Consider the following 22,219-nt stretch of genomic DNA (forward strand, 5'->3'; position numbering starts at 1 on the left):
GGGAAAACGGGGCAAATCGCGGTCTTTCCTGACGTTCCGTCAGGCTTGCCTTTGCCCCGGCGCGCGCCCACCTTTCCGCAAGGTCAAACAGGGGGCGTGGGATGCACGGCGTAGCCATTACCGGTTCGGGGCTGTTCACCCCGCCCGAGGTTATCACAAATGACGAGCTGGTCGCGGCCTTCAACGCCTATGCGGACCGGTTCAACGCCGCCCATGCCGATGCCATCGCGGCGGGGGAGGTGGCGGCGAAACCCCAATCCTCGGCCGAGTTCATCTTCAACGCCTCCGGCATCGAACGGCGGCATGTGATGGACAAGGCGGGGGTGCTGGACCCCGACAGGATGTGCCCGCGCCTTGACGCCCGGCCCGACGACGCCCCGTCGATCATGGCCGAGATGGGGGTTGATGCCTGCCGCAAGGCGCTGGACATGGCCGGGGTCGATCCGGGCGCGGTGGACGCGGTCATCTGCGCCGCCTCGAACCACGAACGGGCCTATCCGGCGATTGCCGTGGAAATCCAGTCTCTGTTGGGCACCAGCGGCTTCGCCTTTGATATGAACGTGGCCTGTTCCTCGGCCACTTTCGGCATCCAGACCGCCGCCGACATGATCCGCGCGGGCAGCATCCGCCGCGCGCTGGTGGTCAACCCCGAGATTTGCTCGGGCCACCTCGAATGGCGGGATAGGGATTGCCATTTCATCTTTGGCGATGTCGCCACGGCGGTTCTGCTGGAACGGGACGAGGGGTTGAGCGGTCCACGCTATCGCATTCTGTCCACCCGCTGCGCGACCCAGTTTTCCAACAACATCCGCAACAACAATGGCTTCCTGCGCCGCGCCCATGACCAGATGGAAGATCGGCGCGACATGCAGTTCATGCAGGAAGGCCGCAAGGTGTTCAAAGAGGTGCTGCCGATGGTGTCAGCCCATATCGCCGGGCACATGCAGGACGAAGGCGTGACAGCGGACAGTTTGAAACGGCTGTGGCTGCATCAGGCCAACAAGACAATGAACGACTATATCGGGAAGAAGGTGCTTGGCCGGACGCCAGAACGGGGCGAACAGCCCAATATCCTTCAGGACTACGCCAATACGTCCTCTGCCGGGTCGATCATCGCCTTTGCCCTGCATTCCGGCGACCTTGCCCCCGGCGACCGGGGACTGATCTGTTCCTTCGGGGCGGGCTATTCCGTCGGGTCGGTCATCGTCGAACGGGCATAGCCCCACGTTGCCACAGGCCCCCGTGCCTGACCCTCTCGTTCAGATGGGTCAGGTAACCTCGTCCTCGAGGTGCAGCTTCATGTCCACCAGCACCTTCTGAAGGGCCGTCGTTTCCCGCAAAAGCCGCTTGGCCTCGTTCACGGAAATCACCCCATCCTCGATCGACTGGTTGTATTCCGCCATCAGGATCGCGAACCGCTGCGACAGGGTGATGACGTCGGAATTGATCCCACCTTCGGAATTGCGATGTTCGCTGTCGAAGGTCAGGGAAATGCCGCGCAATTCGGCCAGCGCCGCGGTCACATGCGGGTAGGATGCCCCAGCCTCCAACGCGGCAACCGCATCGACCGGGATGAACCGGTCCGAATGTTCGTCCGAGTCCGAATAGTATCGGCCCAGCGTCGCCTTGGATTTGCCCGTCAGTTCGCAGGCCGCTTCGATGCCTACGTCCTTGACCAGTGCTTCGGTATGTTTCTTCAAATAGCTGCCAACTGCCCGGCTCATTAACTCACCCACTCTCATTCGCCTCCCGCGTCAGGGGAAGCCCCCACACCTTTTCCCATTAATGGTCTGACATGCGTTTGTCATTGATAAACCTGTCTCGCCTTGCGGGAAGCTTAACGAGTTCCAGCCTCTTCGGGGGCTGGGGGTCGGGGATCCCACAACCCCATCCTGTGCCCTCCTGATGGAAGGCGCATGTGGGATCTCCGGCCCGGTTTTTTGAATGGCGCTTGCGTCTTGCGGTTGGCGGTCCTCTGCGGCTACGACGGGGCATGGCAAAGCTCTACTTCAACTACTCCACCATGAACGCCGGTAAATCGACGGTGCTTTTGCAGGCCTCGCACAACTATGTGGAACGGGGGATGCAAACCTATCTTCTCACCGCGCAATTTGACAACCGGGCCGGCGAGGGCCGGATCGCCAGCCGGATCGGCATCGGGGCTGAGGCGGACACCTATGGCCCGGGCGAAGACCTCTTTGCCAAGATCGCCGCGCGGCTGGCCGAGGGCCCCTGCGCCTGCGTCTTCGTGGACGAGGCGCAGTTTCTGGAGGCGGATCAGGTCTGGCAACTGGCCCGCGCCGTCGACGACTTGTCGGTGCCGGTCATGTGCTACGGGCTGCGGGTCGATTTTCTGGGCAACCTCTTTCCCGGCTCCGCCGCGCTTCTGGCGCTGGCCGACGAAATGCGCGAGGTGCGGACCATCTGCCATTGCGGCAAGAAGGCGACAATGGTGGTGCGCAAGGATGCGGAGGGCAAGGTCCTGACCGGTGGCGATCAGGTCGCGATCGGGGGCAATGAACGCTATGTCTCGCTGTGTCGCAGGCATTGGCGCGCGGCCGTGGGTGACAGTCCCGCCGCATAACCCCTTCTTTGGGTCGATAAATATCCCGGGGTGAATGGCCCGGTCACGGGCCAGAGGGGCAGAGCCCCTGCGCGGGCCGCAGGCCCGCGCCCCCCGGCGACGCCGCAGGCGGCGCAAAACATTCGAAGACGACGTCGCAGGCGGCGCAAGACCTCCCCCCTGAATCCTCTGATATCAGGGCGTCAGTTGACCCGCTGCGGCGGGTCGCGCCCTTCGTCCCAGGCAAGGATATTGTCCAGTGCCATCTGACCCATCGCTTGACGTGTCTCGACCGTCGCCGACCCAAGGTGCGGCAGCAGCACGCAGTTTTCCAGCGCCCGCAGCCGCTCTGGCACATGCGGTTCCTTCTCGTAGACATCCAGCCCGGCGCCCGCGATCCCGCCCGCTTCCAGCACCTCGATCAGGGCCGCCTCGTCCACCACCTCGCCCCGTGCGATATTGACGAAGATCCCCGTGGGCTTCATCGCCGCCAGTGCCGCCGCATCAATCAGCCGGGTCGTTTCCGCCCCGCCGGGCACGGTGACCACCACGAAATCGGCGGCCCGCATCAGATCATGCAGGCCGTCGACCTGCCGGGCAGGGAAATCGACCGTCTTGGGGGATCGGTTGTAATACAGAACTTCCATGCCAAAGCCGAAATGCCCGCGCCGGGCCACGGCCTGCCCGATCCGGCCCATGCCGACGACGCCCAGCACTTTGCCAGTCACATGGGTCCCCAGCATGGATTTCGGGCCAAAGCCGCCCCATTTCCCGGCCCGCAGCATTCGCTCGCCTTCGCCCGCGCGACGGGCGGTGGACAGGATCAGGGTCCAGCCAATATCGGCGGTCGCGTCGGTCAGCACGTCGGGTGTGTTGGTCACGATCACCCCATGGGCGGCGGCGGCCCGCGCGTCGATATGATTGTAGCCGACCCCGAAATTGCCAAGGATCTTGCAGCGCGGGTTTGTCCCCGCCTCCTCGAACGCCTGCGCGGTAAAGGCATCGCCCAGCGTCGGCAGGATCGCATCATAGGCCGCTAGCGCGGCCGCCGCCTGGTCCTCGGTCAGGGCGCCATCGCCCAGGGTCACGTCAAACCGGGCGCGGGCCTGATCCAGCACCGGTTCGGCGATGCGCCGCGTGATCAGCAGTTTCTTCATCAGCACATTCGCGCCCCTTCGGGCACCTCCTTGTCGGGCGACAGCAGGACAACCCCGCCATCGGCATCATGCAGACCCAGCACCAGCACTTCGGACATGAATTTGCCGATCTGGCGGGGCGGGAAATTCACGACGCCGATCACTTGTTTTCCGATCAGGTCCTCCGGGCTGTAATGGGCCGTGATCTGGGCCGAGGTCTTGCGTTCGCCGATCTCGGCCCCGAAATCCACCCACATCTTGATCGCGGGCTTGCGTGCCTCGGGAAAGGGCTCGGCCCGCAGGACACGGCCCACCCGGATATCCACCTTCAGAAAATCGTCGAATGTGATCGCGTCAGCCACGGGCCAGCTCCTTTGACCGGTTGGTGGCCGCCGCCACCGCGCGGGTCAGAAGGGCGGGGAAGCCATCTGTCTCATTCATCAGAACCTCCAGCGCGGCCTGTGTCGTGCCGTTGGGCGAGGTAACGTTGACACGCAATTGCGCCGGGTCTTCCTCGGCCGCCTCGGCCAAGGCGCCTGCGCCCGCGACGGTGGCCTTGGCCAACTGCATGGACAGTTCAGGGGACAGCCCCTGCGCCACCCCGGCGGCGGCCAGCGTTTCGATCAGGTGGAACACATAGGCCGGGCCGGACCCGGACACCCCGGTAACCGCGTCCATCTGGTCCTCGCTGTCCAACCGGACAACCTGTCCCACCGCCTCCAGCAGCGATTGCGCAAGATCCAGATGGCCCGCACCCGTCATTCCGTTGCCGATGATCGCCGTAATCCCCCGGCCAACGGCAGCGGGGGTATTGGGCATGGCGCGGATGATCGGGGTCCGGTCCCCCAGAACGGTTTCGAAAGTTGCAATCGGGGTCCCGGCGGCGACCGACACAAACAGGGTAGTGCCGTTGCCAAGCGCCTGCATGGACGGCAGCGCATCGCCCATCATCTGCGGCTTGACCGCGATCAGCGCAATCGCCGGATCGGCGGGAAGGTCGGCGTTCACATGCACACCCTGCGCGGTGACCCAGTCGCTGGGGTAGGGGTCGATGACCCAGACCGATGCCGCCGGCAGCCCGCCTTTCAGCCAGCCAGCCAGCATTGCCGACCCCATCTTGCCACAGCCCAAAAGCACAAGGCCCCGGCGTGCCACGTCATCCATGTTCATTGGAAATCCCCTTTGCGCGCGTCGCTTTGCGGGCACGTTAGCCAGCGGCCCAAGGGGGTGCAAGGCGGGGCGGGCATCGCGCGCCGCCCCTGCGCCGATCAGGCGGTGCCGTAGGCCTCGGCGATGGCGACGTCCATCGACTCTGCCGGGGTCCGTTCGGCCCAGGTCACCAGTTGGAAGGCCGGGTAGAACCGCTCACAGCTCATCACCGCCGCGCCGATCATCGTGTCGATCTGCTCGGGACTGGCGATCTGGTCGCCCGCAAGGATCAGGCCGTAGCGGAACACCATCAGCTTCTGGTCGGGCCACCAGGTAAAGGCCCCTGCCCAGCAATGTTCATTGGCCCGGCTCAGCGCCTCGTAGAGGGCAGCGGTCCGATGCTCGGGCGGTTCCATTTCGAAAGTGCAGATCAAGCGCAGGGTCTGGTCATAGTCGGACCAGGCAAGCGTCAGCGAATAGGTCCGCCACTGGCCCTCGACCTGCATTGCGATCTGGTCATAGGCCAGCCTGTCGAACTCCCAGTCGTGGTGTTCGGCAATATGTTCCACCAGATCAATTGGATGAATGTCGCCTGTATCGAGAAAGCTCTCGGACAATGCCATCGCACGTACCCCCGGTCTTGGCGCTCGGTATGAGGCAGCACCCAAGCGCTCGTTGACTGCTCTAGGGAGGGTGTTATGACCACGCCGCCCCTACGAGATATGGTGGGGCCTATGCGCTGATCTGTAAAGCAATTTCTTGGGGATAAGTCCCGATCCAGCCAAAAGGTCAGGGGACGAAAACCGTATAACGCATCCTTTCAGGCGCAAGAACGTCAACAGCCCGCGCCGGGGCGCGGGCTGTCTTTGTTGGTCAGATCGGTCGCAGATTTACCCCTGCAGCGCCCGCACCCGCAGTTCGCCTTCCTTGCCTTCGCGCATCGCCAGCGCGGCGGCATGCGACGCGGCGGCGGTGGTGAAATAGGGGATCTTGTCATAAAGCGCCACGGCCCGGATATCGCGGCTGTCCTCGACCGCCTGCGCCCCTTCGGTGGAGTTGAACACCAGCTGCACCTCGCCGTCCTTCAGGCGGTCGACGATGGTGCGCCCGCCTTCATAGACCTTGTTGACCTTTTCGGCGGAAATTCCGTTTTCGGTCAGCCATTTGGCGGTGCCGGCGGTTGCGATGATCTTGAAGCCAAGACCTTCGATGATCTGGGCGCATTCCAGCATCATCGGGCCCTTGTCGGCGTCCTTGATCGACAGGAAGACGGTGCCCTCGGTCGGAAGGTGGGTGCCTGCGCCCAGCTGTGCCTTGAGGAAGGCGCGGGCAAAGTTGCGGGCCCAGCCCATAACCTCGCCGGTAGAGCGCATTTCCGGCCCAAGGATCGTATCCACACCGGGGAAGCGGGCGAAGGGCATCACGGCCTCTTTCACGCTGAACCACGGGGTGTTCGGATCGGCCAGCGTGAACGGGTTGCCCAGCGGCAGCACGGTCATCGGGTCTTCGGCCTCGGGGTAGGGCGCGCGCAGCGGGAAGTTCGACAGCGGTTCACCCGCCATCAGCCGCGCGGCGATCGACGCAATCGCGCTGTCGGTCGCCTTGGCGACGAAGGGCACGGTGCGCGAGGCACGCGGGTTCACCTCGATCAGGTAGACATCGCCATCCTTGACGGCGAATTGCACGTTCATCAGGCCGATCACGTTCAGTGCCTTGGCCAGCGCCTCGGTCTGGCGGCGGATCTCGGCGATGATCTCGTCGGACAGGGAATGGGGCGGCAGGCAGCAGGCACTGTCGCCGGAATGGACCCCGGCCTCTTCGATGTGCTGCATGATGCCCGCAACATGGGTGTCCTTGCCGTCGGACAGGCAGTCCACGTCCACCTCGACCGCGCCGGACAGGTAGCTGTCCAGAAGCACCGGGCTGTCGCCGGACACGACCACCGCGTCACGGATGTAGCGTTTCAACTGATCCATGTCGCGGACGATTTCCATCGCCCGGCCGCCCAGAACGTAAGACGGGCGGATCACTAGCGGAAAGCCAATATCCTTGGCGATTTCAAAGGCTTGTTCGTCGGTCGACGCAATGCCGTTGTGCGGCTGCTTCAGACCAAGCCGGTTCACGAGGTCCTGGAACCGTTCGCGGTCTTCGGCAAGGTCGATGGCGTCGGGCGTGGTGCCCAGGATCGGGATGCCCGCCTCTTCCAGCGCGTTGGCCAGCTTCAGGGGGGTCTGGCCGCCGAACTGGACGATGACCCCGTGCAGGGTGCCATTGTCCTGCTCGACCCGCAGGATTTCCATCACATGTTCAAAGGTCAGCGGTTCGAAATACAGCCGGTCCGACGTGTCATAGTCGGTCGACACGGTTTCCGGGTTGCAGTTGATCATGATCGTTTCATAGCCCTGATCGGTCAGGGCGAAACAGGCGTGACAGCAGCAATAGTCGAACTCGATCCCCTGACCGATCCGGTTGGGGCCGCCGCCAAGAATGACGACCTTCTTGCGGTCGCTGGGGCGGGCCTCGCATTCCACGTCGCCCATCGCGGGAGCTTCGTAGGTGGAATACATATAGGGGGTCTGGGCCTCGAATTCGGCGGCGCAGGTGTCGATCCGTTTGAAGACGGCGTTGACGCCAAGGTTCTGGCGGGCGCGGCGCACGTTGGCCTCGTCCCGGCCGGTCAGCTTGGCAAGGCGGGCATCGGTAAAGCCCATCATCTTGACCCGGCGCAGGCCCTCTTCGGTCACCGGCAGGCCATCCTTGCGGATCACTTCCTCGGCCTCGATGATTTCGCGGATGCGGGCAAGGAACCACGGGTCAAAGGCGGTGACGCCGATGATCTCGTCATCGGTCAGCCCGTGGCGCATGGCCTGGGCGATGGTGCGCAACCGGTCGGGGGTGGCCACCGACAGGGCCTTGATCACCGCGGCCTTGTCCGGCGCGCCGGGGATCTCGACCTCGTCAAAGCCGGTCAGCCCGGTCTCCATCGACGCGAGCGCCTTTTGCACAGACTCATGGAAGGTGCGGCCGATGGACATCGCCTCGCCCACGGATTTCATCGCGGTGGTCAGGTGCGGTTCGGACCCCGGGAATTTCTCGAACGCGAAGCGGGGGATCTTGGTTACGACATAGTCGATGGTCGGTTCGAAGGACGCGGGGGTCACCTTGGTGATGTCGTTGTCCAACTCGTCCAGCGTATAGCCGACCGCCAGCTTGGCCGCGATCTTGGCAATCGGGAAACCGGTCGCCTTGGAGGCCAGTGCCGACGACCGCGACACGCGCGGGTTCATTTCGATCACGACCATCCGGCCGTCTTCGGGGTTGATCGCCCATTGCACGTTCGACCCGCCGGTCTCGACACCGATCTCGCGCAGCACGGCGATCGAGCCGTTGCGCATGATCTGGTATTCCTTGTCGGTCAGGGTCAGGGCCGGGGCGACGGTGATGCTGTCGCCGGTGTGGACGCCCATCGGGTCCACGTTTTCGATGGAACAGACGATGATCGCGTTATCCGCCTTGTCGCGGACGACCTCCATCTCGAATTCCTTCCAGCCCAGCAGGCTTTCGTCGACGAGGATCTGGTTCACCGGGCTGGCATCCATGCCTGAGCGGCAGAAGTGGATGTATTCTTCGCGGTTGTAGGCCACGCCGCCGCCGGTGCCGCCAAGAGTAAAGGCCGGGCGGATGATCGCGGGCAGACCGATGTTCTCCAGCTCTTCCAGCGCCATCTGCACGCCCTTTTCAAGGTCGGCGTTGCCGTTGGGCTTTTTCGGGGCGGTGATGATGGTGGCCTTGGGGTTTTCCAGACCGATCCGGTCCATCGCCTCGCGGAACAGTTTCCGGTCTTCCGCCATTTCGATGGCGTCGCGGTTGGCGCCGATCATCTGCACGCCGAATTTCTTCAGCACACCCATTTCTTCCAGCGCGAGCGAGGTGTTCAGACCGGTCTGCCCGCCCATGGTGGGCAACAGAGCGTCGGGGCGTTCCTTCTCGATGATCTTGGCGACGACCTCGGGGGTGATCGGTTCGATATAGGTGGCGTCGGCCAGCCCCGGGTCGGTCATGATCGTTGCAGGGTTGGAGTTGACGAGGATCACCCGATACCCCTCTTCACGCAGGGCCTTGCAGGCCTGTGCACCAGAGTAGTCGAATTCGCAGGCTTGCCCGATCACGATTGGTCCCGCTCCGATGATCATGATCGACTTGATGTCGGTTCTTTTCGGCATGGGACTCTCCGTCGTGATATGTGGCAGCGGGCCACCCGCCGCACCCGGAGGAATCTGTCCGGGGGCAGGGCGCGCCCAAATTGTCGTGGGTTATAGGGATGGAGTGGCGGGGCGCAAGGCCTCAATCGCCCCATTCTTGCGGAAACTTCAGTCTTTCGCCGCAGGAGGGGCAAGGAGGAAGGCCAAACCCAAGCCGGCCATGGCAACCGTGCCGACGATCTGCGGCAGCAACAGGCCGGATGCGGGCAAAGGCAAAAGGCCAAGCACGGGCAGGGTGACCGGCGCGACAACGGCAAGAACGATCAACCCGCCCCGGCGCGGACCATAGCGGTTCAGGAGATCCGGCAGAAAGGCCAGCGCGGGCAGGTAGTGATACCCCCAACTGAGCGGCGAGATCAGCGCCAGCGCGACAAGGACGAAGGGCCAGAACAGCAGGTCTGCCCCGCCCCGCGCCCGGAGCGCCGCAAAGGCGGCAAGCGCCACAAGCGCGACCGTGGACAGGCCCGACCAGACCGCCCCCTTGGCCATGACCGACCATCCCAACTGGTTGGCCGCGTCTGGAAGGTTGTCGAGGCCGGGAACGAACTGCAACTGGTCCGCATGGGCGATCTGGGCGATCACCGGGTCGATCCCGTAGGTGAACGACGTCACAAGGGCGGTGTTGCGGATCGCCGAAACATCGGACAGGAATACCTCGTGCAGGGGCCAACCCGCCAGCAGGATGGACAGGGTGCCAAGGGATGCGCCCACAATGGCAAAGCTGGCAACACTGCCCCAGCGGCGCGCGGCAAGCCACAGCACCACCAGAAGCGCGGGGTAAAGCTTGATCGCGGCGGCCAGCGCCAGCGCGGCCCCGGCGGTGCGCACTGCCCCGGCCCGATCCCGTTCGATGGCCGCGACAATCAGGAAGCTGACAAGGATCTGCGGCTGGTTCTGTTCCAGCGCAACGGAACCGGGCAGGGTCACCATCATGATCCCCAGCCCCAGAACCACAAAGCGGACAAGCGCCCAACCCTGCGCACCCGTGGCCCGCCCGGCAAGGGCGATCATTCCCGCCATCAGCACCGGGTTGACCAGGCTGGCCACCACTTGGAACGCATCCAACCCGACCAACGGGGTCAGCCAGCCGGTCACCACCGCCCAGATCGGAGGGTAGACATAAGGGAAGACCGATTGGTCCCGCCCCTGCGATTGCAGGTAGGGCCACCAGTCGGATGGCGGCAACATGGTATAAAGCCCGTCATACCCGGCATAGACCTGATCGGTCGCGCCGATCTGGTGGAAATACCCGGCCAGCCAGGTCGCCATGAGGTCGGGGGAGTGGCCAAATCCGAAAACCGCAAAAGAGAACGCGGCGAACCCGGCGAAGATCGCGATCAAGGCGAAGACCGCCCCGTTGTTTTTGCCCATCTCTGCCCCTTCGGTCCGCCTTTTGTGGCCGATTGGACGTTTTCTGCCCTGTCCTAAGCGGCAGGGTCAACTTAAGTAGGCAACCAGAAGAAGGATCGACGAGAGGGTGTTGCGGTGCGGATTCGCTTTGATCGCGGACCAGAGCAGGAAACAGGCGGTGCAGCCGCCCGGTTCGACGCGCCCGAACGTCTGATCGAGGCGCACAGGCCCGAAGGTGTGCCGATGGCCCTCGCCGCGCTGGATGCCGCGCTGTCGGACGGGCTGTGGATCGCGGGCTACGCCAGCTATGAACTTGGCTATGCGCTGGAACCGCGCCTTTTGCCGCTGATCCCCGAAGACCGCCGGGTGCCCTTGCTGCGGTTTGGGGCCTATCGCGGGCCAGAGGAGGCGACCGCCCTGCAACGCGGCCCGGCCAGCCTGACCGCCCCGCGCCCGGACTGGGATGCGGATCGTTATGCCTATGCCTTTCGGCGGCTGCACGACTGGATCGGGGCCGGGGATGTCTATCAGGCCAACCTGACCTTCCCGCTGAGCGCCGACGTGACCGGCACGCCCGAGGCGATCTATGCTGCCCTGACAGACCGGCAGGCCGTGGGTCACGGGGTGCTGATCGAACAGGACAGCGGCCCGGCGCTTCTGTCCCGCAGCCCGGAACTGTTCTTCCGCATCCACGCGGGCGGCAAGCTGGAAACCCTACCGATGAAGGGGACCATGCCGCGCGGGGAAACGGATGTCGAAGACGCCGCCAACCGCGCCTTTCTGTGGAGCGACACGAAAAACCGGGCCGAAAACCTGATGATCGTGGACCTGTTGCGCAATGACCTGTCCCGCATCGCCGAGGTGGGCAGCGTCAAGGTGCCGGAACTGTTCAAGGTCGAAACCTATGCCACCGTCCACCAGATGGTCAGCCGTGTGACCGGGCAATTGCAGCCGGGCACCGGTCTGGGCGACATCTTCCGCGCGCTTTACCCCTGCGGGTCGATCACCGGCGCGCCGAAACTGCGCTCGATGGAGATCATCCGGGCGCTGGAAGGGACCGCGCGGGACATCTACTGCGGGTCGATCGGATGGGCCGCGCCGGATGGCCGGGCCGAATTCAACGTGGCGATCCGCACCATGATGGTTGAAGATGGCAAGGCCCGCCTGAACGTGGGCGGCGGGGTGGTCTGGGATTCCACCGCCCCCAGCGAATACGAGGAAGCCCTGTGGAAAGCCCGTTACGCGGCCGCGTTCCAGACGGAACACAGCTGATCGAAACCTTTCGCGCTGATCCCGGTGGGGGTGTTGCCCACGCCGACCGGCACCTTGCGCGGATGGCGCGGGGGGCGGCTGCGCTGGGCTATCCGTTCGACGCGGGCGCGGCACGGCAGGCGATGAGCCTAACGGTCGATGCCGCGACCCGCTGTCGCCTGACACTGGATGCGGTCGGGCAATTTGACCTGACCACCGCCCCGCTGCCGCCCGCGCCGGCAGAATGGCGGGTGGCGATCCACCCGGACCGGTTGCAGTCGGACGATCCATGGTTGCGGCACAAGACCACGCAAAGGGTGCTTTACGATGCCGCCCGGGCGGACCTGCCCGCCGACGTCGATGAGGCCCTGTTCCTGAACGAACGGGGCGAGGTCTGCGAAGGGACGATCACCAATCTTTTCGCCGAACTGGCCGATGGGGCGCGGGTCACGCCGCCCCTTTCCTCGGGCCTGCTGCCCGGTATCCTGCGCGAAACCTGTCTGGCCGACGGGTGGCAGGAACGGGTCTTGACCCCCGCTGACCTGACAGCCGCGCGCCGCATCTGGATGGGCAACGCCCTGCGCGGGCTGATCCCGGCCCGGATCGTCCCGATTGCTTGACAATGGTCGCGCAACCGAGTGTATCGGCGTGACGCCGACAAAAGACGCCCGAAACCCAAGGAACGCCCGAAAATGCACGCCTATCGCTCTCATACCTGCGCCGATCTGACCGCCAAGAACGTGGGCGATACCGTTCGCCTGTCGGGCTGGGTCCATCGGGTTCGTGACCACGGCGGGATCCTGTTCATCGACCTGCGCGACCACTACGGGATTACCCAGGTGCTGTGCGACCCCGACAGCCCGGTCTTCGCTGAGGTGGAAAAGGTGCGGTCCGAATGGTGCATCCGCATCGACGGCACGGTCAAGGCGCGGGCCCCGGAACTGGTGAACCCCAAGATCCCGACCGGCGAGATCGAAGTTTTCGTGCGCGACCTCGAAGTGCTGGGCGCCGCGCAGGAACTGCCGCTGATGGTGTTCGGCGATCAGGAATACCCGGAAGAAACCCGGCTGCGCTATCGCTACCTCGACCTGCGGCGCGAAAACATGCAGCGCAACATGACCCTGCGCTCCGATGTCGTCGCCTCGATGCGCAAGCGGATGTGGGACAAGGGGTTCCGCGAATTCCAGACCCCGATCATCACCGCCTCCAGCCCCGAAGGCGCGCGCGACTTCCTTGTGCCGTCGCGTCTGCACCCGGGCAAGTTCTATGCGCTGCCGCAGGCCCCGCAGCAGTTCAAACAGCTGATCATGGCCTCGGGCTATGACAAGTATTTCCAGATCGCGCCCTGCTTCCGCGATGAAGACCCGCGCGCCGACCGGTCGCCGACGGACTTCTACCAGCTTGACCTTGAAATGAGCTTTGTCACCCAGCAGGACGTGTTCGACACGATCCAGCCGGTCCTGCAAGGCGTGTTCGAGGAGTTTGGCGGCGGTCGCAAGGTTGATGCCGACTGGCCGCAGATTTCCTATGCCGATGCCGCCAAATGGTATGGCACGGACAAGCCCGACCTGCGCAACCCGATCAAGATGCAGGATTGTTCGGATCACTTCCGCGGCTCCGGCTTTGCGATCTTCGCCAAGCTGCTGGAGCAGGACGGCACCGAGATCCGCGCGATCCCGGCGCCCACCGGCGGCAGCCGCAAGTTCTGCGACCGGATGAACGCCTTTGCCCAGAAAGAGGGCCTGCCGGGGATGGGGTATATCTTCTGGCGGGAAACCGATGGCCAGATGGAAGCCGCAGGCCCGCTGGCCAAGAACATCGGCCCCGAACGGACCGAGGCGATCCGCCAGCAGCTTGGCCTTGGCGTCGGCGATGCGGCCTTCTTCCTTGGCGGCAAACCAAAGACCGTTGAAGGCGTCGCCGGCAAGGCCCGCAATGTCATCGGCGAGGAACTGGGGCTGACCGACAAGGACCGCTTCGCCTTTGCCTGGATCGTGGATTTCCCGATCTACGAAAAGGACGCGGAAACCGGCGCGATCGACTTCGAACACAACCCCTTCTCCATGCCACAGGGCGGGATGGAGGCGCTGATGGGCGATCCGCTGGAAGTCAAAGGCTTTCAGTATGACCTTGCCTGCAACGGCTATGAACTGGTCTCGGGCGCGATCCGTAACCACAAACCCGACGTGATGCTGAAGGCCTTCGAAATTGCGGGCTATGGCGAGGAAGAGGTCAAGAACCGCTTTGGCGCCCTGTTCCAGGCGTTCCACTACGGCGCCCCGCCGCACGGTGGCTGCGCCGCCGGGATCGACCGGATCGTCATGCTGCTGGCCGATACGGTCAACATCCGCGAGGTCATCATGTTCCCGATGAACCAGCGGGCCGAAGACCTGATGATGAACGCGCCCAGCGATCCCAGCAACGAACAGCTGCGCGAGTTGCGGCTGCGGGTCCTGCCGCCCGAAGCTTAAAGACAGGGGCGGCCGAAGGGCCGCCCTTTTTCGTTGGAGGGCCGGAATGGACGATCTGCTCGCAACGCTGCGCCATTACATCGACCGGGTGGATCATCTGGTGATCAAGTCCGAAACGGTGGAGGGGGCGCTGGAGGTGGTGCCATGGCCCGGCACCTTCCCCGCGGGTCAGCATTTCGCCGTGGCGCTGGGGTTTGCGGCGCGGGCCGCACTGAAACCGGCGGGCAGGACGATGCCCGCGTTTCCCGATCAATTTACCGCGCCACAGTTGCGGGCGATGGCCCGGCAAACCCGCGCGGCGCTGGACGGCCTGACCGGGGCCGACCTGCGCGGTCCGGTCACGCATGTGGCGGGATTTGCGAACCTCGAACAGACCCTTGCCGACTACCTGCTCAGGTTTGCCTTTCCCAACATGATCTTTCACCTAACCGCTGGCTATGCCGGGCTTCGTCAGGCGGGTGTCGCGGTCGGCAAGGCGGATGTGGACGGGCTGCACGCCTATCCCGACGGCTTCACCTTTTAGTCGCCGGGGTTGATCCCGGGCGGAACGTCGCCAAGTCTAACGATGGCGGGCGAAGCAGCGCCCGGAATGGGCTAGGGTAGGTCCAGGCAGTTACAGGCGGGTGCGGCAGATGTTCGATCCGGTTATCGCGGAAACCAGATTTGGGATGGGTCTGTCGCCACAACAGCCCCTGCCGACCGGAGTGGAAGACATGATGGTGCGGCTGGCCGGTCCCGATCTTGCCGCAGCCCGCTTCCCGATCCCAACCTATGACGCGGCCTACCCCTCTCTCGGGCAATTGACCGCGGTGTCACGCGACCGCAACGCCGCCCGCCGCGCGGGGCAGGACGACCAGGCAGAGCAGCTTGAGCAAGAGCGCCGGGACATGCTGCGCGCGGCGCAGGTGCTACAACAGCAGACCCTTGCCGCGACGTTGGCCCGCGCGATTGACGGCGAAGACGGGCTGCGCGAACGGCTGGTCCGGTTCTGGGCCGATCATTTTACCGTCACCGCGCGGGTCGGGGGATCGTCCCACCTTGTCACCCCATTTGTCGAAACGGCGATCCGCCCCCATGTCACCGGCCGCTTCGTGGATATGCTGATGGTGGTCACGCTGCATCCGATGATGCTTCTCTACCTCGATCAGACCCAATCCGTTGGCCCGGACAGCCGCGTTGGGGGGGGCGGGCGCCGGGGGTTGAACGAAAACCTTGCCCGTGAAGTGCTGGAACTGCACACCATGGGTGTCGCGGGCGGCTACGCCCAGGATGACGTGCGGCAACTTGCGGAACTGTTCACCGGGCTGACGCTGGACGAAGATCGCGCCTTCTGGTTCCGAACCGAGGCGGCGGAACCGGGCGAAGAGGTGGTTCTGGGCCAGACCTATGGCCCGACCCCGCAACTGGCCGAGATCCGGCGTGCTCTGTTCGATATCGCCGCCCGGCCCGAAACGGCCCGGCACATCGCGCAGAAACTTGCCGTTCATTTCGTATCGGACCGGCCCGCACCCGATCTTGTCGCGGCGCTGGCCGAGGATTTCATGGCGACCGGCGGCGATCTTCTGTCTCTTGTCCGCACCCTTCTGGACCATCCGGCGGCCTGGGCGGCGGAGCGAGCCAAGGTGAAAGACCCGTTCAGCTTCATCGCCGCCTCCCTGCGGGCCTTGGGCGTGTCGGGCGCGGCAATCACGGGGCTGGGCCCGCGCATCTTGCGGCGGGATTTCGTACGGCCATTGGGTCTGATGGGGCAGCCGTGGGAAAACCCTGTCGGCCCGGACGGCTGGCCGGAAGAGCCAGAGGCCTGGGTCACGCCGCAGGGCATGGCGGCGCGGATCAACTGGGCGCTGTCCGTGCCGCGCCGCATGGTCGATCGGTTGCCAATGCCCATGCATTTCGTGACGGACGCCCTTGGCCCTAATCCCGCGCCAGCCGTGGTGCAGGCCGCGCGCGACGCCCCCAACCGGCGCGACGGGGTGGCCGTGATCCTGTGTTCCGCCGCGTTTCAGAGGAGATAGGCCATGGCACTTTCCAGACGGGACATGTTGCTGGGTGGCGCGGCGCTGGGCTGTTCGGCGGCGGCCTCGCCCCTGATGACGCCGGTCGCCTTTGCCGATGTGCCCGGTGACAACCGGCTGGTCGTGATCGTGCTGCGCGGGGCGATGGACGGGCTGGACGTGCTGCGCCCCTACGGCGATCCGTTCTATGCAGGGCTTCGGCCGACGCTCGCCGCCGGGGGCGGGGCCGACCTTGACGGGTTCTTCGGGCTGCACCCGGCCCTCGCACCGCTGCGTCCGCTGTGGGACGCGGGCGATCTTGGCTTTGCCCACGCGACCTCGACCCCTTATCGCGATGTCCGGTCCCATTTCGATGGGCAGGATGTGCTCGAGGCCGGGGTGGCCGACCCGAAGGGCGATCTGCGGGACGGTTGGCTGAACCGGCTGGTACAGGTCGTGCCGGGCGCGCAATCCGACACCGCCTATGCCATCGGGCGCGACAGGATGCTGATCTTGGCAGGCGCGGCAGAGGTGGCGCATTGGGCGCCCGAGGCGCAGCTGGACCTGAACCCCCGCACCCGCCGCCTGATCGAACTGGTGCATGACGGTGACCCGCTTTTTGAACAGGCCAGCGCCGAGGCGATCGAGATCGCCCAGCAGATCGACGCCGAGGCGGAGATGACCGAGGCGCTGGAGGACCAGATCGCCGCCGACCCGATGATGGGAGAGATCGCCCTGCGCGGCGACCATATCCGGTTGGCCGAATTCGCCGCCGGGCGGCTCCGGGGCGCGTCCCGCATCGCCAGCTTTTCGCTGGCCGGATGGGACACGCACAACCGGCAGGGCCAGCATCTGCCGCGCGCGCTGGATCGGTTGGCGGCGGTCCTGCTGACCCTGCGGGTCGGTCTGGCCGACCATTGGGACAGGACCGCGATTCTGTGTCTGACGGAGTTCGGGCGCACAGTGCGGGAAAACGGAACCCTTGGCACGGATCACGGCACCGGCGGGGCGATGATCTATGCCGGGGGCGCCCTGCGGGGCGGCAGGGTACTAGGCGACTGGCCGGGCCTATCCGATTTCGACCTTTACGATGGTCGGGATCTGATGCCGACGCGCGATGTGCGGGCCTATGCCGCCTGGGTCCTGCGGGGGCTTTACGGGGTCAAGCCGTCCACGCTTGCGGGAATGATCTTTCCCGGGGTCGACCTTGGGGCCGATCCCGGGATCGTCAGATAGCCTTACAGGGTCGAGATGACCGCTGCGGTCTCGTCGGCGATTCCGGTGGTCGGGCCGCCGATGGCCGTTGCCACGGCCACGCTCAGAAGCAACAGTCCGGCGGTCAGAACCATCCAGTCGATGGTCGTATTGCCGTCTTCGGATTTCACGAAGGTTTGCAGAAAAGGGGTCATTGCTCTGTCCTCTACTCGTTACGCTTATTGTTCACGGATCTTGGTCAATTCCGCTTATTCTTGGGGATCGCACCCCAATTCGACCCGGCGGTGACAGGAGATTGACCGCCGCAGATCGTTTTCGGGGCAATATTGCGTCGACGCCGTTTGGGGCGCGTAGCCGGCTAGGGCGGGCTAGATCGGCCCTGACGCACCCAGCCGGGCGGTGACCAGTTTTGACAGGTCGGCGCGGGCGGCGGCGATCAGGACAGGGTCACTACGGGACTGGCCAAGGCGGCCAGCGGCTTCGCCAAGGTCGATATCGTTGGCGGTCCGGGCAAGGCCGCCCACGAATTGCGACAGGTATGCGACCGTGTCGGACGACAGGGTTCCCCTGTCGGCAAGAACATCCGCGACCAAGGCCAGATCATCCCGCAGGGCCAGCGGGTCGGGTTCAATCACCTCGTCCCGGACAAGGCGCGGGCCGGGCGGCTGCCGGTCCCTGGGCAGAAGCGACAGGATCGCATTCTGGAACGCGGACAAAGAGGCGACAGGCTTGGCGATGAACCCATCCGCCCCGGCATCAATGGCCCGGTCGGCGGCATCCGGGTCGCCGCTGGTGCCAAGCACCACGTCAACCCGCGGCGTCCCGTGGGTCAGGTCGTGGATCAACCCTTCGCCCGGGCCGTCGGGCAGGCCAAGGTCGACGATGACGACGGAGGGGCGATAGACCTTCAGGTGCTGGCGGGCGTGAGCAAGGCTGTCGGCCCGCCGGATACGCGCGCCCGACCGCTGGCACAAAAGGCGGATCGCGTCGCAGGCAAAGCGGCTGTCTTCCACCACCAGAACCGTCAGCCCCAGCAACGGGCGGTTGGCGGTCGGCGGCCGCATTACAAGAAAGTCGTCAAGGTTGTCCATGGTCCAGTCCTCTGGAAGGCAGCTGTTGAACTGGACAGATTGATGCACAGGCTTGGTGAACGCGGGGTTAACGCCTGCGCGCGCCCCGCGACGCTTTGCCCGTTGCGTCACCGCGCCTGCCGGGGAATAACCGGCGCAAAGCTGCGAAAGGGATATTTCCATGATCGGTCGCCTGAATCACGTCGCCATTGCCGTTCCGGACCTCGACGCCGCATCGGCTCAATATCGCACCGCGCTGGGGGCCAAGGTCGGCGCACCGCAGGACGAACCCGATCACGGGGTCACGGTGGTGTTCATCGAACTTCCCAACACCAAGATCGAACTTCTGTATCCGCTGGGCGACGACAGCCCGATCAAGGGGTTTCTGGAAAAGAACCCCTCGGGCGGGATTCATCATGTCTGCTACGAAGTCGAGGATATCATCGCCGCCCGCGACCATCTGAAGGCAACCGGCGCCCGGGTTCTGGGCACCGGCGAACCAAAGATCGGCGCCCATGGCAAGCCGGTCCTGTTTCTGCACCCGAAAGACTTTAACGGCTGCCTGGTCGAGCTAGAACAGGTCTAGGGCCCAAGGCCCCCATCGAACCGACGAAAGGAACCCCGTAATGGGCATTACATCGGCACTCGTCCTTCTGGCCGTGATCTGGTTCATGGTGCTGTTCATCGTGCTGCCGCTGCGGCTGGAAACCCAGGGCGACCGCGGAGAGGTGGTGCCCGGCACCCATTCCTCGGCCCCGGCGGATTTCAACTTCAAGCGCAAGGCAAAGATCGTCACCATCGTCGCGGTGCCGATCTGGCTGGTGATCGCCGGGACGATCCTGTCGGGGGTGATCAGCGTGCGCGACCTCGACTGGTTCCACCGGATGTCCACGCCGCAATCGGTGCAGACGGACTGACGCTTCGTTGGGGTGGGTCAAGACCCACCTTACGTTTCAGCGCAACACCGTAAGGTGGGTTTCAACCCACCTTTGCCGCCAACCGGTGGTAAAGATGGGTAAAGGTCGCGGCCCCAAGGATCGGGACCAGAAGATTCACCAGCGGGATCGTCAGCGGCACGGCCATCAGGCACCCCGCAAGCCAGATTTCCCCAAAATGCCGCGACCTTAGCGCCTTGGCCCCGTCGCGCCCTTCGCGCCGCATCGCGGCCAGTTGGAAGTATTCCCGCCCCAGCAGGAACCCGTTCAGCCCGTAAAAGATGACCGGCGCGGCGAAGGGCAGGATCACATAGGCGAAGATCGCAAGGATATTCGCCCCAAGGAGCACGCCGAGGAAATTGACGGAATCCCGCACCCCCTCCCAGAATGTCACGCGCGGGGGGCGGGGCAGGTGCGGGTAATGCGCGTCCTCTACCGCCTGCGCGATGTCGTCCAGAAACAGCGACGTTATGGCCGAGGCGACCGGGATCATCAGGAAGATCGACAGAAACAGCATGAAGAACAGCGACCCCCAGGACAGAAGATCGCCGATCCACGTGATCTCTCCGACCCCCGGAAGGGTAATGGCCTGCGGGTCGATCAGCGAGACCAGCCACAACAGCCCCGCATAGGCCCCATACAAAAGCGCGATGGTCAGGGCGATGCCTAGCCAAAGCACCCGCTGAAACCGGCCGTCGGGCAGTTGCCCCACGGCTTTCAGGAAATCGGACAGGATCATTCGGAAACCCGGCTGACGATCTTTGACAGGTCCGGGCGGGGCCGGTCGGGCGCGGCGGGGCCGGGGGTGCCGATGTGGATCAGCCCGGCAACGGTTTCGCCGGTCCCGATGCCCAGAACCTCGGTCGTGAAGGTCCGGTCATGGCTGAACCAGCCCGACAGCCAGTTCGCCCCCCAGCCCGCCGCCGTGGCCGCATTGACCAGCCCAAGGCAAAGCGCGGCCGCCGATTGAACCTGTTCAATCTCGGGGATCTTGTCGGACGGCACGGGGGCCGACACCACCATCACCGCCAGCGGCGATCCCCGGTAGGTGCCCGCCGATTTGGCGATCTTGTCAGCGTCGACGCCCGCGGCGGGGCCACGCGCCTCGATCTCGGCCGCGATCCGGGTCAGGGCTGCATCTTCCAGCACCACCAGCCGCCAGGGTTCCAGCTTACCATGGTCCGGCACCCGCAGCGCCGCCGTCAGGATTTCCGCCAGCGCGGCCTCGTCCGGCCCCGGCCCGGTCATCATCTTGGCCGGATAGGACCGGCGGGTCAGCAGGAAATCGAGGGCGGGTTGGTTCCGGTCGGGCATCTGCGGTCCTTCGTCTAAGTGGTCAGCCCCTAGATAGGGTCAGGCGAGCGCCGATGCCATATCGCCGATCAACCCCTTGGTGAATTCTTCAAACCGGGCGTCGGGCTGGCGGATGTCCCAGATGTCGCCAAAGGGGTCTGGCGCGTCGATGGCGCTGCCCGACATTTCCGCCAGAACCGCATGGCCGCAGAACGGAACATAGGTTTCGGAATAGCCGCCTTCGTGGACCATGACCAACCGACCGCCGCAGACGTCGGCGGCAAGGTCCATCACCTGCCGGGTCATCGCCCGGAAGCTGCCCATGTGGCACAGCATCCGGCCCAGCGGGTCCATCGCGGCGGCGTCAAACCCGCAGGCGATGATCAGCACATCCGGGGCGAAATCTCGGATCGCGGGCAGGGCGAGCCGATCCATCGCGTCCAGATAGGTCGCGTGGCCCGACCCGGCGGGCAGCGGGATGTTCAGATTGGTCCCTTCGCCCGCGCCCACGCCCCGGTCCTCGAACGCGCCGGTGTCCCACGGGTAGTTCCGGTCCTGATGGATCGACACGGTCAGCACATCGGCCCGGTCGTAAAAGATCGCCTCGGTCCCATTGCCGTGGTGCACGTCCCAGTCCAGCACGGCATAGCGTTTGGCCAGTCCCGCGGCGCGGGCGGCCTCGATCGCGATGGCGATATTGGCGAACAGGCAGAATCCGTTGGGATATTCGGGCAGGCAATGGTGCCCGGGCGGGCGCGACAGGGAATAGGCGTTGTCCAGATCGCCGCGCAGGACCGAAAACAGTGCGGCTTTGGCAAGGCCCGCCGACTGCGCCGCCATCTCGTAGCCACCGGGGCCAAAGGGGGTGCGCCGCCCAAGTTCTCCGCCGCCCGTGTCGGACAGACGCTTGAACTCGGTCAGGTAGCGTTGGGGATGAACCCGCAGCAGATCGTCGGTGGTCACCGGATCGGCTCCCTGCAGGACCAGGTCGCGGGCCAGTCCCGTCACCTCGATCAGGTTCTTCAAACGGCGCTTGGATTCCGGCGTCTCGGGCAGGCCACCATTGACGACCGGTTGCACCAGCCCGCCGACAGGCAGGTTTTCGGCATAGTTGCCGCCCGAATGCCAGAAACATTTCTCGTCCCAGAAGAACCCTGTCGCCATGGTTTGCCCCTTTGATCCCGTGTCGGCGGTGACAGTTCCACCGATCCGGGATAAGGGCAAGGGATGAGCCTGCCGGACCTGTCCCACCTTGCCCACGAGGGCGCCGAGATTTCCGTGCGCGTGACCCCGAAGGCCGCGCGCGACAGGATCGTGGCCGAGGACGGCGCGATCCGGGTCTATGTCACCATCGTGCCCGAGGACGGCAAGGCCAACAAGGCGGTGGTCAAGCTGCTGTCCAAGGCGCTGGGCCTGCCGAAAACCCGGCTTGAACTGATCCGCGGGGCGAACGCGCGCGACAAGGTGTTTCGGATTCTCTAGGCGGGCAGGGGCTTTCAGGGATTGGCCAGAACGTCTATAGACCGGGCC

General features: G+C 64.9%; 23 protein-coding genes. 11 read left to right on the plus strand and 12 right to left on the minus strand.

What is annotated here, in order from left to right:
- Nucleotides 1–101: 101 nt before the first annotated feature.
- Nucleotides 102–1,220 carry a beta-ketoacyl-ACP synthase III gene (locus tag EU803_RS11970; protein ID WP_129683107.1) on the plus strand — a complete coding sequence of 373 codons (1,119 nt, stop codon included), beginning with the start codon at nt 102–104 and terminating at the stop codon, nt 1,218–1,220.
- A 48-nt stretch (nt 1,221–1,268) separates the two neighbouring features.
- On the opposite strand, the gene EU803_RS11975 is transcribed toward EU803_RS11970, so the two are convergent.
- Complete coding sequence (locus EU803_RS11975; protein WP_129683109.1) at nt 1,269–1,724, minus strand: hypothetical protein; 456 nt, start codon at nt 1,722–1,724, stop codon at nt 1,269–1,271.
- A 269-nt stretch (nt 1,725–1,993) separates the two neighbouring features.
- Between EU803_RS11975 and EU803_RS11980 the strand changes: the two genes are divergently transcribed.
- Nucleotides 1,994–2,584 (plus strand): thymidine kinase, encoded by a 591-nt coding sequence (locus EU803_RS11980; protein WP_129683110.1) that lies wholly within the window; start codon nt 1,994–1,996, stop codon nt 2,582–2,584.
- A gap of 182 nt (nt 2,585–2,766) precedes the next feature.
- Here EU803_RS11980 and EU803_RS11985 read toward each other — a convergent pair whose 3' ends face one another.
- From EU803_RS11985 to EU803_RS12010, 6 genes are all read right to left on the minus strand, one after another.
- Nucleotides 2,767–3,720 carry a D-glycerate dehydrogenase gene (locus EU803_RS11985; protein ID WP_207209196.1) on the minus strand — a complete coding sequence of 318 codons (954 nt, stop codon included), beginning with the start codon at nt 3,718–3,720 and terminating at the stop codon, nt 2,767–2,769.
- Complete coding sequence (locus EU803_RS11990) at nt 3,720–4,061, minus strand: tRNA-binding protein (RefSeq protein WP_129683112.1); 342 nt, start codon at nt 4,059–4,061, stop codon at nt 3,720–3,722. Before EU803_RS11990 ends, EU803_RS11985 begins: the two co-directional genes overlap by 1 nt.
- Complete coding sequence (gene proC, locus EU803_RS11995; protein ID WP_129683114.1) at nt 4,054–4,869, minus strand: pyrroline-5-carboxylate reductase; 816 nt, start codon at nt 4,867–4,869, stop codon at nt 4,054–4,056. The genes EU803_RS11990 and proC overlap by 8 nt, the downstream gene beginning before the upstream one ends.
- 98 nt (nt 4,870–4,967) lie before the next feature.
- Nucleotides 4,968–5,471, minus strand: a complete 504-nt coding sequence (locus tag EU803_RS12000) for a YbjN domain-containing protein (protein WP_129683116.1) — start codon at nt 5,469–5,471, stop codon at nt 4,968–4,970.
- Nucleotides 5,472–5,738: 267 nt separating this feature from the next.
- A complete protein-coding gene (carB, locus tag EU803_RS12005; protein WP_129683118.1) occupies nt 5,739–9,071 on the minus strand; it encodes a carbamoyl-phosphate synthase large subunit in 3,333 nt (1,110 codons plus the stop codon).
- A gap of 147 nt (nt 9,072–9,218) precedes the next feature.
- Nucleotides 9,219–10,481: a glycosyltransferase family 87 protein gene (locus EU803_RS12010; RefSeq protein ID WP_129683120.1), complete on the minus strand. Its 1,263-nt coding sequence runs from the start codon at nt 10,479–10,481 to the stop codon at nt 9,219–9,221.
- 114 nt (nt 10,482–10,595) lie between these two features.
- Here EU803_RS12010 and EU803_RS12015 point away from each other — a divergent pair, with 114 nt between their 5' ends.
- From EU803_RS12015 to EU803_RS12040, 6 genes are all read left to right on the plus strand, one after another.
- Entirely contained in the window at nt 10,596–11,732 is a 1,137-nt protein-coding gene (locus EU803_RS12015; protein ID WP_129683122.1) for an aminodeoxychorismate synthase component I, read from the plus strand.
- Nucleotides 11,687–12,331 carry an aminotransferase class IV family protein gene (locus EU803_RS12020; protein ID WP_242494356.1) on the plus strand — a complete coding sequence of 215 codons (645 nt, stop codon included), beginning with the start codon at nt 11,687–11,689 and terminating at the stop codon, nt 12,329–12,331. The genes EU803_RS12015 and EU803_RS12020 overlap by 46 nt, the downstream gene beginning before the upstream one ends.
- A gap of 72 nt (nt 12,332–12,403) precedes the next feature.
- The gene (aspS, locus tag EU803_RS12025; RefSeq protein WP_129683124.1) at nt 12,404–14,182 is read left to right on the plus strand and encodes an aspartate--tRNA ligase; all 1,779 of its coding nucleotides are present in this window, start codon (nt 12,404–12,406) and stop codon (nt 14,180–14,182) included.
- A 46-nt stretch (nt 14,183–14,228) separates the two neighbouring features.
- A complete protein-coding gene (locus EU803_RS12030) occupies nt 14,229–14,705 on the plus strand; it encodes a DUF1993 family protein (RefSeq protein ID WP_129683126.1) in 477 nt (158 codons plus the stop codon).
- Between the two features lie 109 nt (nt 14,706–14,814).
- Nucleotides 14,815–16,197, plus strand: a complete 1,383-nt coding sequence (locus EU803_RS12035; RefSeq protein WP_129683127.1) for a DUF1800 domain-containing protein — start codon at nt 14,815–14,817, stop codon at nt 16,195–16,197.
- Between the two features lie 3 nt (nt 16,198–16,200).
- Nucleotides 16,201–17,412: a DUF1501 domain-containing protein gene (locus EU803_RS12040; RefSeq protein WP_129683129.1), complete on the plus strand. Its 1,212-nt coding sequence runs from the start codon at nt 16,201–16,203 to the stop codon at nt 17,410–17,412.
- A gap of 2 nt (nt 17,413–17,414) precedes the next feature.
- Here EU803_RS12040 and EU803_RS18610 read toward each other — a convergent pair whose 3' ends face one another.
- Complete coding sequence (locus EU803_RS18610; protein ID WP_165352830.1) at nt 17,415–17,585, minus strand: hypothetical protein; 171 nt, start codon at nt 17,583–17,585, stop codon at nt 17,415–17,417.
- Between the two features lie 174 nt (nt 17,586–17,759).
- The gene (locus tag EU803_RS12045) at nt 17,760–18,482 is read right to left on the minus strand and encodes a response regulator (RefSeq protein WP_129683725.1); all 723 of its coding nucleotides are present in this window, start codon (nt 18,480–18,482) and stop codon (nt 17,760–17,762) included.
- Between the two features lie 160 nt (nt 18,483–18,642).
- Between EU803_RS12045 and mce the strand changes: the two genes are divergently transcribed.
- Both mce and EU803_RS12055 read left to right on the plus strand, forming a co-directional pair.
- Nucleotides 18,643–19,047, plus strand: a complete 405-nt coding sequence (gene mce, locus EU803_RS12050; RefSeq protein ID WP_129683131.1) for a methylmalonyl-CoA epimerase — start codon at nt 18,643–18,645, stop codon at nt 19,045–19,047.
- Between the two features lie 40 nt (nt 19,048–19,087).
- Entirely contained in the window at nt 19,088–19,378 is a 291-nt protein-coding gene (locus EU803_RS12055) for a DUF1467 family protein (RefSeq protein WP_129683133.1), read from the plus strand.
- A gap of 61 nt (nt 19,379–19,439) precedes the next feature.
- Here the strand turns inward: EU803_RS12055 and EU803_RS12060 are convergent, their stop codons facing one another.
- Genes EU803_RS12060 through EU803_RS12070 form a run of 3 tightly spaced genes read right to left on the minus strand, consistent with a single transcriptional unit; the run spans nt 19,440 to nt 21,853 of the window.
- A complete protein-coding gene (locus tag EU803_RS12060) occupies nt 19,440–20,135 on the minus strand; it encodes an EI24 domain-containing protein (protein WP_129683135.1) in 696 nt (231 codons plus the stop codon).
- A complete protein-coding gene (locus tag EU803_RS12065; protein ID WP_129683137.1) occupies nt 20,132–20,710 on the minus strand; it encodes a nitroreductase in 579 nt (192 codons plus the stop codon). The genes EU803_RS12060 and EU803_RS12065 overlap by 4 nt, the downstream gene beginning before the upstream one ends.
- Nucleotides 20,711–20,749: 39 nt before the next feature.
- Nucleotides 20,750–21,853, minus strand: a complete 1,104-nt coding sequence (locus EU803_RS12070; RefSeq protein WP_129683139.1) for a class II histone deacetylase — start codon at nt 21,851–21,853, stop codon at nt 20,750–20,752.
- Between the two features lie 63 nt (nt 21,854–21,916).
- On the opposite strand from EU803_RS12070, the gene EU803_RS12075 reads away from it, so the two are divergent.
- Nucleotides 21,917–22,171: a DUF167 domain-containing protein gene (locus EU803_RS12075; protein WP_129683141.1), complete on the plus strand. Its 255-nt coding sequence runs from the start codon at nt 21,917–21,919 to the stop codon at nt 22,169–22,171.
- Nucleotides 22,172–22,219: the final 48 nt, after the last annotated feature.

The sequence above is a fragment of the Loktanella sp. IMCC34160 genome, from assembly GCF_004145845.1.
Taxonomy (GTDB): Bacteria; Pseudomonadota; Alphaproteobacteria; order Rhodobacterales; family Rhodobacteraceae; genus SELP01.

Excerpts from the sequence above, each read along its gene's own strand:
- EU803_RS11970 (WP_129683107.1), top strand. The coding sequence starts at position 102 with ATGCACGGCGTAGCCATTACCGGTTCGGGGCTGTTCACCCCGCCCGAG.
- EU803_RS11975 (WP_129683109.1), bottom strand. The coding sequence starts at position 1,724 with ATGAGCCGGGCAGTTGGCAGCTATTTGAAGAAACATACCGAAGCACTG.
- EU803_RS11980 (WP_129683110.1), top strand. The coding sequence starts at position 1,994 with ATGGCAAAGCTCTACTTCAACTACTCCACCATGAACGCCGGTAAATCG.
- EU803_RS11985 (WP_207209196.1), bottom strand. The coding sequence starts at position 3,720 with ATGAAGAAACTGCTGATCACGCGGCGCATCGCCGAACCGGTGCTGGAT.
- proC (WP_129683114.1), bottom strand. The coding sequence starts at position 4,869 with ATGAACATGGATGACGTGGCACGCCGGGGCCTTGTGCTTTTGGGCTGT.
- EU803_RS12000 (WP_129683116.1), bottom strand. The coding sequence starts at position 5,471 with ATGGCATTGTCCGAGAGCTTTCTCGATACAGGCGACATTCATCCAATT.
- carB (WP_129683118.1), bottom strand. The coding sequence starts at position 9,071 with ATGCCGAAAAGAACCGACATCAAGTCGATCATGATCATCGGAGCGGGA.
- EU803_RS12010 (WP_129683120.1), bottom strand. The coding sequence starts at position 10,481 with ATGGGCAAAAACAACGGGGCGGTCTTCGCCTTGATCGCGATCTTCGCC.
- aspS (WP_129683124.1), top strand. The coding sequence starts at position 12,404 with ATGCACGCCTATCGCTCTCATACCTGCGCCGATCTGACCGCCAAGAAC.
- EU803_RS12030 (WP_129683126.1), top strand. The coding sequence starts at position 14,229 with ATGGACGATCTGCTCGCAACGCTGCGCCATTACATCGACCGGGTGGAT.
- EU803_RS12035 (WP_129683127.1), top strand. The coding sequence starts at position 14,815 with ATGTTCGATCCGGTTATCGCGGAAACCAGATTTGGGATGGGTCTGTCG.
- EU803_RS12040 (WP_129683129.1), top strand. The coding sequence starts at position 16,201 with ATGGCACTTTCCAGACGGGACATGTTGCTGGGTGGCGCGGCGCTGGGC.
- EU803_RS18610 (WP_165352830.1), bottom strand. The coding sequence starts at position 17,585 with ATGACCCCTTTTCTGCAAACCTTCGTGAAATCCGAAGACGGCAATACG.
- EU803_RS12045 (WP_129683725.1), bottom strand. The coding sequence starts at position 18,482 with ATGGACAACCTTGACGACTTTCTTGTAATGCGGCCGCCGACCGCCAAC.
- mce (WP_129683131.1), top strand. The coding sequence starts at position 18,643 with ATGATCGGTCGCCTGAATCACGTCGCCATTGCCGTTCCGGACCTCGAC.
- EU803_RS12055 (WP_129683133.1), top strand. The coding sequence starts at position 19,088 with ATGGGCATTACATCGGCACTCGTCCTTCTGGCCGTGATCTGGTTCATG.
- EU803_RS12060 (WP_129683135.1), bottom strand. The coding sequence starts at position 20,135 with ATGATCCTGTCCGATTTCCTGAAAGCCGTGGGGCAACTGCCCGACGGC.
- EU803_RS12065 (WP_129683137.1), bottom strand. The coding sequence starts at position 20,710 with ATGCCCGACCGGAACCAACCCGCCCTCGATTTCCTGCTGACCCGCCGG.
- EU803_RS12070 (WP_129683139.1), bottom strand. The coding sequence starts at position 21,853 with ATGGCGACAGGGTTCTTCTGGGACGAGAAATGTTTCTGGCATTCGGGC.
- EU803_RS12075 (WP_129683141.1), top strand. The coding sequence starts at position 21,917 with ATGAGCCTGCCGGACCTGTCCCACCTTGCCCACGAGGGCGCCGAGATT.